This is a genomic window from Streptomyces sp. NPDC026417 (assembly GCF_055567695.1).
Genome location: NZ_JBVHPY010000017.1, coordinates 95,371 through 108,872, shown reverse-complemented (window position 1 = coordinate 108,872; position 13,502 = coordinate 95,371). Strand labels below are relative to the sequence as shown.

Genomic DNA, 13,502 nt, shown 5'->3' with positions numbered 1-13,502 from the left:
AGGGAACGTCTCTGTGGGAGTCCCGTCCCCGGGCCCTGCGAGGATGGAAACGTGACAGGAACCCTTGTACTGGCAGGCACTCCCATCGGCGACGTGAGCGACGCCCCGCCGCGGCTCGCCCACGAGCTGGCGACCGCGGACGTGGTGGCCGCCGAGGACACCCGGCGGCTGCGCCGGCTCGCGCAGGCCCTGGACGCGCTGCCGACCGGGCGCGTGCTCTCGTACTTCGAGGGGAACGAGGCGGCCCGCACCCCGGAGCTGGTCGAGGCGCTCGTCGGCGGGGCCCGGGTGCTGCTGGTGACGGACGCCGGGATGCCGTCCGTCTCCGACCCGGGGTACCGGCTGGTCGCCGCCGCCGTCGAGAAGGACATCAAGGTGACCGCGGTGCCCGGCCCGTCCGCGGTGCTCACCGCGCTCGCGCTGTCGGGCCTGCCCGTCGACCGGTTCTGCTTCGAGGGGTTCCTGCCGCGGAAGGCGGGCGAGCGCCTGTCCCGGCTGCGGGAGGTCGCCGACGAACGGCGCACCCTCGTGTACTTCGAGGCCCCGCACCGGCTCGACGACACCCTCGCCGCGATGGCCGAGGTCTTCGGCGGGGACCGCCGGGCCGCCGTCTGCCGCGAGCTGACGAAGACGTACGAGGAGATCAAGCGAGGCCCGCTGGCCGACCTGGCCGCCTGGGCCGCCGAGGGCGTACGCGGCGAGATCACCGTGGTCGTCGAGGGCGCGCCGGAGAAGGGCGCCGGCGACCTGGACGCGGCCGAGCTGGTGCGCAGGGTGCGGGTGCGCGAGGAGGCGGGGGAGCGACGCAAGGAGGCGATCGCCGCCGTGGCCGCCGAGGCGGGGATTCCCAAGCGCGAGGTCTTCGATGCCGTCGTGGCGGCAAAGAACGCGGCTCAGAGCGCCCCATAAGAGGGCAAAGGACTATCGTGAAAAGCAAAGCTCGGACAGGGTCCGGGGGCGTTGCGGCAAGGAACGGCCAAGACGGCTCCAACACTCGGCAGGTCTGATGCTTTCGCGCCGGGAGAAGCGTCCACTGGTCGAAGGGACGCACCCGTCCCTCGCCTCCGGGGGACGCAGGGGAGTCGGATCCCCTCCCCGCTGACGGAGGCGCTTGTCCAGCGGACAAGAGGAGCTGGAATGAGTGAGATCGCAGGGCGGACCGGGCACCATGTCCCGGCGGCCGACGCCGTTCACGAGTCGTATTCCTTCGCCTGCATGCGCTGCGGGCACGGCTGGGAGCAGTCGTACGAGATCGAGCACCACCGCGACGCCGAGGGCAGCGCATTCGTGACCTACGTGGCGGACGGCCGGGTGGTGCCGTCGCCGCTGAGCCGGCCCACCTGCCTGAACTGCGACAGCCACGTGGTGCGCATCATGCGCGCCGGGCAGGTGTCGTCGGCGCTGAACTCCATGCGGCGCGCGCAGCCGCGCGCCCTGCCGCGGCAGGCGTCGGAGGAGCCCACCGGGCCCGAGCCCGGGCCGGAGCACAAGGAGCACCACCACTGGCACTTCTCGGACCTGCTGCACCCGTTCCACCACCGCAGGGCGAGCTGATCCGCCGACCGCGACGCGAGACCCGGCATGCCCCCTTCGTAGGATCGGGGCATGCCTTCCAACGCCGAAGCCCCACCCCTGCCGGCCCCGCTGAGCGTGCCCGTCGCCGACTCGCACACCCATCTCGACATGCAGGCCGGCACGGTCGAGGAAGGCCTCGCCCGGGCCGCGTCGGTCGGTGTGACGACCGTGGTCCAGGTCGGCTGCGACGTGAACGGCTCGCGATGGGCGGCCGAGACGGCCGGCCGGTACGACGCGGTGCACGCGGCCGTCGCGCTGCACCCCAACGAGGCGCCCCGCATCGTGCACGGGGACCCCGACGGCTGGTCCCGGCAGGGGGCGCGTACGGCCGGCGGTGACGCGGCCCTGGACGAGGCCCTCGCCGAGATCGACCGGCTGGCCGCCCTGCCGCAGGTCAAGGGCGTCGGTGAGACCGGGCTCGACTACTTCCGCACCGGCCCCGAGGGAAAGGCCGCCCAGGAGCGGTCCTTCCGCGCGCACATCGAGATCGCCAAGCGGCACGGCAAGGCCCTGGTCATCCACGACCGCGACGCCCACACCGACGTGCTGCGCATCCTCCAGGAGGAGGGCGCCCCCGAGCGCACCGTCTTCCACTGCTACTCGGGCGATGCGGCGATGGCCGAGGTCTGCGCCCGCGCCGGCTACTTCATGTCCTTCGCCGGCAACATGACGTTCAAGAACGCCCAGCCGCTGCGCGACGCGCTCGCCGCGGCGCCGCTGGAGCTGGTCCTCGTGGAGACCGACGCACCCTTCCTGACCCCGGTGCCGTACCGCGGACGGCCCAACGCCCCGTATCTCATTCCGGTCACGGTCCGTGCGATGGCGGCCGTCCGGGGCATCGGCGAGGACGCGCTGGCGACGGCGCTGGCCGCGAACACGGCCCGCGCGTTCGATTACTGACACGTAACGCTTCCAGGGGCTTTCCGGGGTCCCACCTTGGGGGAGTGTCGCGACACTGTGTAGCCGCGTTGCTTTGGAGAGTGACGGCCGCTCCGCTAGGTTCTGGTCGCCCGATCCCCCTGGAGCGTCGTCGTGAGCAACTCGCAGTACGAGACGTACGGCCCGGCCGGCCGGTCCGGCCCGTCCACCTATGACCCGCCGGTGCCGTACGGCGTGCCCGATCCGCACAGCGCGCCGACGCTGCCCTACGACGTCCACGTCGGGTACGGCGGCCGTGCCGGGTACGGCGACCACGCCGGACGCGGCGAGTACGGCGGCTACGACGGCCGCCCCGACCCGGGCCCCGGCGGCACCGGAGGTCCGGCCGGCCACCCGGTCCATGAGGACCCGTACCGGCCCGCGCACGAGGAGCCCACGCTGCCGCGGCAGACCGTCCCGGACGGCGGGCTCCTCCCGTACGGCACCCTTCCGGCGCCCGCCGTCCCGCCGGCCGGGGGACGCGCCGGGGCCCGGCGCGCCGCCCGCCGCAGACGCACCGCCGTACGGCCCGACCCGCTGCGCCGGCTGCTGCCGCAGGCCCTGGTCGTGGCGTTCCTGGCGGGCGGCACCTCCGCGTTCGTCGCCGAGGACAAGGCGATCGAGCTCAACGTCGACGGCAAGCCGCGCACCCTGCACACCTTCGCGGACGACGTGACCGAGCTGCTCGCCGACCAGGGCGTCGAGGTGGGCGCCCACGACGTCGTGGCGCCCGCTCCCGGCACCGCCCTGGCCAGCGGCGACGAGGTCGCCGTCCACTACGGACGGCCTGTGCGCCTCACTCTGGACGGGCAGCGCCGCACGGTGTGGACGACGGCGCACACGGTGGACGAGGCGCTGCGCATGCTCGGGGTGCGCGCGGAGGGCGCGTACGTGTCCGCCGCGCGTTCCCTGCGGATCGGCCGGGCCGGACTCACGCTGGACGTCCGCACCGAGCGGACCGTCACGATCATGGCGGACGGCCGGGCGCGGACGATCCGGACGAACGCGGCGAGTGTCCGGGAGGCCGTCGAGGAGGCCGGCATCACCCTGCGCGGCCAGGACACCACGTCCGTCGCTCCCGGCAGCTTCCCCCGGGACGGGCAGACCGTCACCGTCATGCGGATCACCGGGACCAAGGAGGTCCGCGAGGAGCCCATCCCGTTCGCGGTGGAGCGGACGCAGGACCCCTCGCTGTTCCGCGGCACGGAGGTCGTCGAGCGGGCCGGGCGGCCCGGGACCCGCCGGGTCACCTACGCGCTGCGCACCGTCAACGGCGTACGGCAGACGCCGCGGCGGCTGCGGACCGAGGTGGTGCGGGAACCGGTGACGCAGGTGGTGAAGGTCGGGACGAAGGCGCCGCCGGCGTCGGTCGCGGGGGCCGACCACCTGGACTGGTCCGGGCTCGCGGCCTGCGAGTCGGGCGGACGGCCCGGGGCGGTGGATCCCTCCGGGACGTACGGAGGGCTCTACCAGTTCGACACGCGGACCTGGCAGAGCCTCGGGGGGTCCGGGCGGCCCCAGGACGCGCCCGCGGCGGAGCAGACGTTCCGGGCGAAGCGGCTGTATGTGCGGCGGGGGGCGAGCCCGTGGCCGCACTGTGGCACCCGCCTGCACGGCTGAGGACGCCCCCTTCCCGTGGCTCCGCCCCCGAACCCCCGGCCGCGCCGACCGGCTCGTCCTCCCGGGCCGTACCCGGGGTGGCGCCGGACGGGCTGAATGCATCTCCCCGGACCTCGGGACGGGGCCGGGGTGGCGCCGGACGGGCTGGATGCATCTCCTCGGACCTCGGGACGGGGCCGGGGTGTCGCCGGGCGGGCTGAATGCATCCCCCGGGCGTCATGTGTCGGGACGGCCGGGGTGTGGCCGGACGCCGTCGCGCCGACGCGCTCGTCCGCAAGCGCCGGGCGGGCCGGGAAGCTTCCCCGGACGTGCTGAAGGGATCCCCGGGCATCGCGTGTGGGTCCGGCATGGACCGGGGTGGTCCGGTCGGAGTGGGGTCCGTCGGTGTCGGGTGGGCGAGGTGTGTCCCGGCCACCCGTACCCTTGGGGCGTGAGCAGCCCCACCCCCGACGCCCTCCTGGGCCCCGCCGACATCCGCGAACTCGCGGCCGTCCTCGGCGTGCGGCCCACCAAGCAGCGCGGCCAGAACTTTGTGATCGACGCGAACACCGTGCGGCGGATCGTACGGACCGCCGGTGTGCGCTCCGACGACGTGGTCGTCGAGGTCGGGCCCGGCCTCGGGTCGCTGACCCTGGGTCTGCTGGAGGCCGCCGACCGGGTCGTCGCCGTGGAGATCGACGACGTGCTCGCGGCCGCCCTGCCCGCGACCGTCGCGGCGCGCATGCCGGAGCGTGCCGAGCGGTTCTCGCTCGTGCACTCCGACGCGATGCAGGTGACCGAACTGCCGGGGCCCGCGCCCACCGCACTCGTCGCCAACCTGCCGTACAACGTCGCCGTGCCCGTGCTGCTGCACATGCTGGAGGCCTTCCCGACCATCGAGCGGACGCTCGTGATGGTGCAGGCCGAGGTGGCCGACCGGCTCGCCGCGGCGCCCGGCTCGAAGGTGTACGGCGTGCCGTCCGTGAAGGCGAACTGGTACGCGGAGGTCAAGCGTGCCGGTGCCATCGGACGGAACGTGTTCTGGCCCGCGCCGAACGTCGACAGCGGCCTGGTGTCGCTGGTGCGGCGGACCGAGCCCCTGAAGAGCACGGCCTCCCGGCGTGAGGTCTTCGCCGTGGTCGACGCCGCGTTCGCCCAGCGCAGGAAGACCTTGCGGGCCGCGCTCGCCGGATGGGCGGGCTCCGCCCCGGCCGCCGAGGCCGCGCTCGTCGCCGCGGGCGTCTCCCCGCAGGCCCGCGGGGAGGCGCTGACGGTCGAGGAGTTCGTCCGCATCGCGGAGCACCGCGCCGCCGGACACGACGCACCGGCGGCGGACGCCGAGCACGCCGAGAAGAAGGAGCCCAGGGCATCGTGACGGTGACGGTACGCGTCCCGGCCAAGGTCAACGTCCAGCTCGCGGTGGGTGCCGCCCGCCCCGACGGCTTCCACGACCTGGCCAACGTCTTCCTGGCGGTCGGGCTGTACGACGAGGTGACGGCCACCCCCGCGGACGAGCTGAGCGTCACCTGCGCGGGCCCGGACGCCGCGCTGGTGCCCCTGGACACGACGAACCTGGCGGCCCGCGCGGCTCTCGCGCTCGCCGGACGGTACGGTCTCGCGCCCGACGTGCACCTCCACATCGCCAAGGACATCCCCGTCGCGGGCGGCATGGCCGGCGGCAGCGCGGACGCCGCCGGCGCACTCCTCGCCTGCGACGCGCTGTGGGGCACCCGGGCCTCGCGGGAGGAACTCCTCGACATCTGCGCCGAGTTGGGCAGCGATGTGCCGTTCAGTCTGGTGGGCGGGGCCGCTCTCGGCACCGGGCGGGGAGAGCGGCTGCGCGTGCTGGAGGTCGGCGGCAGCTTCCACTGGGTCTTCGCGGTCGCCGACGGCGGGCTGTCGACACCGGCCGTGTACCGGGAGTTCGACCGCCTCACCGCGAACGTCACCGTTCCCGCGCCGGCCGCCTCCCAGGAGCTCCTCGACGCCCTGGCCAAGGGCGACCCGACGGCCCTCGCGGCCGCCGTCTCCAACGACCTGCAGCCCGCCGCGCTCTCCCTCTTCCCGAAGCTGGCCGACACCCTGGCCGCCGGCCGCTCCGCGGGCTCCCTCGCCGCGCTGGTCTCCGGGTCGGGGCCGACGACGGCCTTCCTCGTCCGGGACGCGGGTTCGGCACGCGAGGTCGCGGACGCGCTGCTCGCCTCCGGCACCTGCCGGGCGGTACGGGTCACCGAGGGACCGGCGCCCGGCGCCACCCTGCTCTGAGACCGCGGCCCGGGCGACGGCGGCCGCGGACTACCCTTGAGGGTCGATCGTCCCCCTTGTCAGGAGAGAAATGGCCGTCAATCTGGTCAATGTCGAGTCCGTCAGCAAGGTGTACGGAACCCGTGCCCTGCTCGACGGTGTCTCCCTCGGCGTGTCCGAAGGGGACAGGATCGGCGTGGTCGGCCGCAACGGCGACGGCAAGACCACTCTGATCAGGCTGCTCGCCAAGCTGGAAGACGCGGACACCGGCCGGGTCACGCACTCCGGCGGCCTGCACCTCGGCGTGCTCACGCAGCACGACTCCCTCGACCCCGCGGCCACCGTCCGGCACGAGGTCATCCGGGACATGGCCGACCACGAGTGGGCGGGCAACGCCAAGATCCGGGACGTGCTCACCGGACTCTTCGGCGGGCTCGACCTGCCCGGCTTCCCGCAGGGTCTCGACACGGTGATCGGCCCGCTCTCCGGCGGTGAGCGGCGGCGCATCGCGCTGGCCAAGCTCCTCATCGAGGAGCAGGACCTGATCATCCTCGACGAGCCTACCAACCACCTGGACGTGGAGGGCATCGCCTGGCTCGCCCGGCATCTGCGCGAGCGGCGGTCGGCGCTGGTGTGCGTCACCCACGACCGGTGGTTCCTGGACCAGGTCGCCACCCGCATGTGGGACGTGCAGAAGGGCGCCGTGTACGAGTACGAGGGCGGCTACTCCGACTACGTCTTCGCGCGGGCCGAGCGGGAGCGGATCGCCGCCACCGAGGAGACCAAGCGGCAGAACCTGGTGCGCAAGGAGCTGGCCTGGCTGCGCCGCGGGGCGCCCGCGCGGACGTCCAAGCCGCGCTTCCGGGTCGAGGCCGCCAACGAACTGATCGCGGACGTGCCGCCGCCGCGCGACACGAGCGAGCTGATGAAGTTCGCCTCGTCGCGGCTCGGCAAGACCGTCTTCGACCTGAAGGACGTGACCGTCCAGGCCGGTCCCAAGCTGCTGCTCAAGCACCTGACGTGGCAGCTGGGCCCCGGTGACCGGATCGGCCTGGTCGGGGTGAACGGCGCGGGCAAGACCTCCCTGCTGCGGGCGATGGCCGAGGCCGCGCGCAGCGACGGCGAGAAGCAGCCCGCGGCCGGCCGGATCGTCACGGGCAAGACCGTCAAGCTCGCCTATCTGTCCCAGGAGGTCGCCGAACTCGACCCCACCTGGCGGGTGCTGCAGGCCGTGCAGGCCGTCCGCGACCGGGTCGACCTCGGCAAGGGCCGGGAGATGACCGCGGGTCAGCTCTGCGAGACGTTCGGCTTCAGCAAGGAGAAGCAGTGGACGCCGGTCGGGGACCTGTCCGGTGGTGAGCGCCGGCGGCTCCAGCTGCTGCGGCTGCTGATGGACGAGCCCAACGTCCTCTTCCTCGACGAGCCCACCAACGACCTGGACATCGAGACGCTCACCCAGCTGGAGGACGTGCTCGACGGGTGGCCCGGTTCGATGGTCGTGATCTCCCACGACCGGTTCTTCATCGAGCGGACGACCGACAAGGTGTTCGCGCTGCTCGGGGACGCCACCCTGCGGATGCTGCCGCGGGGCATCGACGAGTACCTGGAGCGGCGCCACCGCATGGAGGAGGCCGCGGCGGCCGCCGTCCTGGCCGCCGCCCCGGCTCCGGCCAGGTCCGCGTCGGCCGCCGACGCCCGCGCCGCGAAGAAGGAACTGCAGAAGATCGAGCGTCAGCTGGACAAGGTCTCCGACAAGGAGACCAGGCTGCACGCCCAAATCGCCGAAAACGCAACGGACTTCGAGAAGGTGGCCAAACTGGACGCCGAACTGAGGGAGTTGGCCGGCGAGCGCGAGGAGCTGGAACTGCGCTGGCTGGAGCTCGCCGAGGACGCGTAGCGCGCGCAGCGGGCGTGAAGGGCGCGTGAAGGCGCGTAACGAGGGCATCACGGGCCGGTCCTCCCTTGGGAACAGGGGGAGGACCGGCCCCTTGTTCGAGGCTCGCGCAGTGATAGAAAGAGCCGACTGAGAACAGTCTGAGAACCACTCCAGCGCGACCGCGGGTGGCTAAAAATCAGTGAAGAGGGGGAGCGCTGATGACTCAGCCGCCCAACGAGCCGCCCCAGGGCGGCTCGGGAACACCGCACGACCAGCCGACACAGATCGCCTTCGGGGCGCCGCAGGATCCGCGGCAGCCGGGAGCGGCGCCGCCGCCGCCCGCGCAGCCGCCCCAGGCGCCGCCCGCCCCGCCGGCCCCGCCCGCCGGAGGTGCTCCGCAGGCGCCGCAGCCCGGCTACGGATACCCGCAGCAGCCCGGCCCGTACGCCCAGCCGGGTCCCTACGGGCAGCCGCCGCAGCAGCCGGGCCCCTACGGGCAGCCCCAGCAGCCGGGTCCCTACGGCCAGCCGCAGCAGCCCGGCCCGTACGCGCAGCCGGGTCCCTACGGGCAGCCGCCGCAGGCCGGTTACGGCTATCCGCAGGCGCAGTTCCCCGGCGGCCCGGTGCCGCCGCCGCCCGGTGGCGGCTCCCGGAACCCCTTCAAGGGCAAGCCCGCGATGATCATCGGTGCCGCGGTCGCCGCGCTGCTCGCGATAGGCGGCACCGTGTGGGCCGTCTCCAGCAACGGTGACGACGACAAGAAGCCGGTCGCCAAGAAGAGCCAGGACGACAAGCCGACCCAGTCGGCACCGGTCGACGAGGGCGACGGCAGCGGTGACGGCGGCGAGGACCCGGAGAACCTCAACGAGGGCCGCCAGGACGGCGAGGCGAAGGTGCTCTGGTACAAGGAGGCGCCCGACGCCCCCGGTTCCGGCGCCGACGCCCCCGGCATGTGGATCACCGACAAGACGGCGGTGAAGGCGGCCTACAAGCAGCTCTTCGCCTACGACGTCGGTGACGGCAAGCCCACTTGGGAGCCGATCACGTTCGACCAGAAGATCTGCGCGGCCACCCCGCAGAAGACGTCGGACGACAGGATCGTCGTCGCGTACATGAGCGGTGCCAGCGACAGCGCCAAGTGCAACCAGCTGCAGGAGATCGACCTCTCCAGCGGCAAGAAGGGCTGGAGCGGCAAGGTCGCCGACGGCGGCCTCTTCGACAGCGCCCTGTCGATCGAACTGAGCCTGTCCGGCGACACGTTGATGGTCGGCCGCTCCCAGTCGGGCACCGCGTACGACGTGCGGACCGGCAAGAAGCTGTGGGACAAGGAGAAGTACGGCACGGCGTGCTTCCCGACCGCCTTCGCCGGCGGCAGCAAGCTGATCTCCGTCTCCTCCTGCGGCGCCAGCACCTCCAACGAGCACGACGAGGTGCAGGAGCTGGACCCGGCGACCGGCAAGGTCCGGTGGACCCAGAAGGTCACGAAGGGCTGGCAGGTCGCCCGGACGTACTCCGTCGACCCCGTGGTCCTCTACCTGACCAACAAGGACAAGAAGCAGTGGAACATCTCCACGCTGAAGAACAACGGCACGATCCGCTCGCAGGTGGACGTCGACGAGTCCTTCGCACCGGAGTGCGGCTGGGCGATCCTCAGCCGTGACCTGCAGGGCTGCACCGGGGTCGCGGCGGACGCCAACACCCTCTACCTGCCCACCGAGGCCAAGAGCGGTCCCAACGAGATCGTCGCGATCAGCCTGGAGAGCGGCAAGGAGAAGTGGCGCACCAAGTCGCCCACGGACCAGACGATGCTGCCGCTGAAGATCGACGGGAGCAATCTCGTCGCGTACGTCGAGCCGTCGTACGACGCGGGAGGCCGGGTCGTGTCCATCCCCACCGGGGGCAGCGGCCACAAGACGACGACGCTGCTGCAGAACCCGCAGGGCACCGCCGAGATCGAGAACGGCTTCTACTCCAAGGCCCTCGACTACGTGGACGGACGCTTCTACCTCTCCACGACCCGGCTGACGGGCAACGACGAGTCGAAGGAGAAGCTGATGCTGGCCTACGGCAAGTGACCGCAGGCCCGCCCGGCCCCCTCCCCACGGCCACCCCTTCGCGCCCCGCGCGCCCTTCGCGCTCCGAACACCCCGAGGTAGAGACGTCATGAGCCAGCCGCCGCCGCCCCCGCCGCCCAACCAGCCCCCGCAGGGAGAAGGCTTCGGTGCACCGCAGGACCCGCCCCCGGGCGGCTTCGGTGCACCGCAGAGCCCGCCCCCGGGCGGCTTCGGCGCGCCCCAGCCCCCGCAGGCCCCCGGTTACGGCTACCCGCAGGCGCCCCAGCCCCCGCAGACGCCGCCGCCCGCCCCGCCGCAGGGCACGCCCCCGCCCCCGCAGGGCCCGGGCTACGGCTACCCGCAGACGCCGCCCGCGCAGCCCGGTTACGGCTACCCGGGCCAGCAGCAGCCGTCGCCGTACGGCTACCCGCAGCCGCAGACCCACCCGATGCAGCCGCAGGTGCCCCAGGGCGGCGGCCGCAAGGTCAGCCCGCAGCTGCTGATCATCGTCGCGGCCCTCGTGGCCATCGCCCTCATCATCGGCGGCGGTGTCTGGTACGCGTCCTCCTCGGGCAAGGACGACAACACCAAGGACACCTCCGCGGGGCCGGGCGGCAGCACGGGCGGCAAGGACGACAAGGGCGGCACCACCACCGGCTCCTCCGGTGGCGGGGCCCAGGAGAAGGCGCCGTCCGACCCGAGCGCCAAGGTCCTCTTCCAGGTGCCCGCGCCCGAGGTCAAGGAGGAGAACCAGATCGACAGCGTCACCGGCTCCTGGCTCACCGACTCGGTGTACGCCAAGTCGGGCGTCAACAAGATCGTGGGCTACGAGCCGGACAGCGGCTCCGAGAAGTGGACCCTCGACCTGCCCGGCCAGACCTGCGCGGGCTCGCGCGAGGTCACCGAGGACGGCGTCGCCGCGGTGGTCGCCGAAGAGGGCAAGCGCAACGGCAAGAACGACCACAAGCCCTGCACGCAGGTCGTCGCCTTCGACGTGAACAGCGGCAAGCACCTGTGGACCGAGACGGTCGACATCAGCGGCACGAAGGTCGCGTTCGGCGAGGTCACGATCAGCGGCACCACCGTCGCCGTCGGCGGCGGCTACTCCGGCGGCGCCGCGTTCGACGCGAAGAGCGGCAAGGTCCTGTGGCAGCCGAAGGTCAGCTCGTGCGAGGACGTCGGCTACGCGGGGGGCGAGCAGCTGGTCGCGGTCCGCAAGTGCGGTGACTACGGCGACGAGAAGTACCAGGTGCAGCTCCTCGACCCGAAGAGCGGCAGCGTCAAGTGGACGTACAAACTGCCGGCCGGCATCGACAACGCCAAGGTGATCTCCACCAAGCCGGTGGTCTTCGGTGTGGACTCCGGTGACATCACCGCCTCCGGCGTCACGGACGCGTTCTCGCTCGACGAGAGCGGCAAGCTGCGCACCAAGATCACGCTGGCGGACGGCAAGTACGAGCACGACTGCGACGTCGGCAAGGTGCACGACTGCAAGAGCATCACGGTCGGCAACGACAAGCTGTACGTGCCGACCAAGGAGCACGACGGCACCGCCAAGTACAGCCAGACCAACGAGATCATCTCGTTCTCGCTGGCCACCGGTAAGACCACCGGCGACCGGATCGACGCGGGCGACGGCTACGCGATGTTCCCCATCCGCATGGACGGCGACAACATCATCGCGTACAAGGACGGCCCGTACGACAAGGGCGCCCAGGTCGTCTCCGTGGACGGAGGGTCGCTGAAGCAGACGAAGCTGCTGGAGACGCCCGCCTCCGAGACCGTGCTCGGCGCGATCAGCAGCATGGTCCCCGACTCCTGCGAGCTGCTGTACACCTCGGGCCGCCTGTTCATGGGCAAGGACCTGGTCAGCAAGCCGTACTCGAAGGACGAGAAGGAGTACACGGCGCTCGGGTTCGGCGCCAAGTAGCGCGAGCGGCGCCCGACGGTGGCACCCGGCGCCGGATGGCGCCGGGTGCCGTACCAGGTACCGCAGCGTGGCCGACGGCCCCGCCCCAGTTCAGGGGCGGGGCCGTACGCATATCCCGCATCATGCGCGAACGGGAGGGATTTCGGTATTACGGGTCACTTCTCATCGGTAGGGAAGCGCAACGTCGAACAAGCGTGTAGCTTCCGGGGGATGGAGAGCCGGGGGGGCTCCTGCCACGGGGAACCAGTGGGGATGCTCAGGGGGACTGGGGGTTGCTCGATGGGGGTTCGGCTCATGGTGGTCGACGACCACCGACTGCTCGCCGAGGCGCTGGCCTCGGCGCTGAAACTGCGCGGGCACCGGGTGCTCGCCGCCGCCGCGCCGGCCGCGGGAGCGGCCGATCTGGTGATCGCCCGGGCGCCCGAGGTGTGCCTGCTGGGCACGGCGGCACCGGCGGAACCGGGGATCTTCGACCCGGTGGTGCGGATCAAGCGGGAGCGTCCGCAGGTGGCGGTCCTGGTGCTGGGTCCGGTGCCGAACCCGCGGGGGATCGCCGCGGCCTTCGCGGCCGGTGCGTCCGGGTACGTCCGGCACGACGAGCGGATAGAGGGCGTCGAGCGCGCGATCATGAAGGCCCGGGCCGGAGAGGCCGCGGTGGCACCGCAGTTGCTGCAGGGCGCCTTCGGCGAGCTGCTCAACCCGGCCGCGCAGCCCGACGACGAGGGCCAGCGGCTGCTGCAGATGCTCACCCCGCGCGAGGTGGAGGTGCTGGTGCGGGTGGCCGACGGCGAGGACACGCGGCTCATCGCGGCCGGCATGGGTATCGCGCCCAGCACCGCGCGCACGCATGTCCAGCGGGTGCTGATGAAGCTGGGGGTGGGCTCGCGGCTGGAGGCGGCGGCGCTCGCCGCGCGCACCGGGCTGCTCGACCGGGCCGGTCCGGTGCCGCATCCGCGGACGGAGGCGAGTGCGGGGCCGGAGTGAACTCCGGCCCCGCCGGGGTGGGTCAGGCCTTCTCGTCCGGCGCCGCGGCCTCCGCCGGGACCGGCGGGGCGATGGGGCGCAGCTTGAGCCACACCAGGAAGAACAGCCCCAGGGCGAGCATCGCGAGGCCCGTCCACAGGTTGATGTTGACGTCCTGGGCCTTCTCCAGGTCGGCGTCGGACGGGTTGATCCCGGCGATGGTGACGATCACGCCGTAGACCACGAACAGGCCGCCGATGATCCGCCGGATGTCGAAGAGACGGGCGGCGGTCGCGGACTTGCTCTCCAGCTCGGAGACTTCACGCTGCAGTTCGGACATGGT

Annotated in this window: 11 protein-coding genes; 10 read left to right on the top strand and 1 reads right to left on the bottom strand. The window is 72.5% G+C overall.

Annotated features, from left to right (window positions below):
- The first annotated feature begins 51 nt into the window (after positions 1-51).
- From rsmI to ACZ4NT_RS25515, 10 genes are all read left to right on the top strand, one after another.
- On the top strand, positions 52-909 hold the full coding sequence (rsmI, locus tag ACZ4NT_RS25560) for a 16S rRNA (cytidine(1402)-2'-O)-methyltransferase (protein ID WP_121402442.1): 858 nt from the start codon (positions 52-54) through the stop codon (positions 907-909).
- A 228-nt stretch (positions 910-1,137) separates the two neighbouring features.
- Positions 1,138-1,554, top strand: a complete 417-nt coding sequence (locus ACZ4NT_RS25555) for a hypothetical protein (protein WP_121402443.1) — start codon at positions 1,138-1,140, stop codon at positions 1,552-1,554.
- 51 nt (positions 1,555-1,605) lie between these two features.
- A complete protein-coding gene (locus ACZ4NT_RS25550; protein ID WP_121402444.1) occupies positions 1,606-2,475 on the top strand; it encodes a TatD family hydrolase in 870 nt (289 codons plus the stop codon).
- 132 nt (positions 2,476-2,607) lie between these two features.
- Positions 2,608-4,113, top strand: a complete 1,506-nt coding sequence (locus ACZ4NT_RS25545) for a ubiquitin-like domain-containing protein (RefSeq protein WP_467727802.1) — start codon at positions 2,608-2,610, stop codon at positions 4,111-4,113.
- A gap of 430 nt (positions 4,114-4,543) precedes the next feature.
- Positions 4,544-5,467: a 16S rRNA (adenine(1518)-N(6)/adenine(1519)-N(6))-dimethyltransferase RsmA gene (gene rsmA / locus ACZ4NT_RS25540; RefSeq protein WP_121402446.1), complete on the top strand. Its 924-nt coding sequence runs from the start codon at positions 4,544-4,546 to the stop codon at positions 5,465-5,467.
- Positions 5,464-6,357 (top strand): 4-(cytidine 5'-diphospho)-2-C-methyl-D-erythritol kinase, encoded by an 894-nt coding sequence (locus ACZ4NT_RS25535; RefSeq protein WP_121402447.1) that lies wholly within the window; start codon positions 5,464-5,466, stop codon positions 6,355-6,357. The genes rsmA and ACZ4NT_RS25535 overlap by 4 nt, the downstream gene beginning before the upstream one ends.
- 70 nt (positions 6,358-6,427) lie before the next feature.
- The gene (locus ACZ4NT_RS25530) at positions 6,428-8,233 is read left to right on the top strand and encodes an ABC-F family ATP-binding cassette domain-containing protein (protein WP_121402448.1); all 1,806 of its coding nucleotides are present in this window, start codon (positions 6,428-6,430) and stop codon (positions 8,231-8,233) included.
- Positions 8,234-8,430: 197 nt separating this feature from the next.
- On the top strand, positions 8,431-10,287 hold the full coding sequence (locus ACZ4NT_RS25525) for an outer membrane protein assembly factor BamB family protein (RefSeq protein WP_467727798.1): 1,857 nt from the start codon (positions 8,431-8,433) through the stop codon (positions 10,285-10,287).
- 88 nt (positions 10,288-10,375) lie between these two features.
- Entirely contained in the window at positions 10,376-12,196 is a 1,821-nt protein-coding gene (locus tag ACZ4NT_RS25520) for an outer membrane protein assembly factor BamB family protein (RefSeq protein WP_121402450.1), read from the top strand.
- Between the two features lie 279 nt (positions 12,197-12,475).
- Entirely contained in the window at positions 12,476-13,180 is a 705-nt protein-coding gene (locus tag ACZ4NT_RS25515; protein WP_121402451.1) for a response regulator transcription factor, read from the top strand.
- A gap of 22 nt (positions 13,181-13,202) precedes the next feature.
- Here the strand turns inward: ACZ4NT_RS25515 and ACZ4NT_RS25510 are convergent, their stop codons facing one another.
- A complete protein-coding gene (locus ACZ4NT_RS25510) occupies positions 13,203-13,499 on the bottom strand; it encodes a hypothetical protein (RefSeq protein WP_121402452.1) in 297 nt (98 codons plus the stop codon).
- Positions 13,500-13,502: the final 3 nt, after the last annotated feature.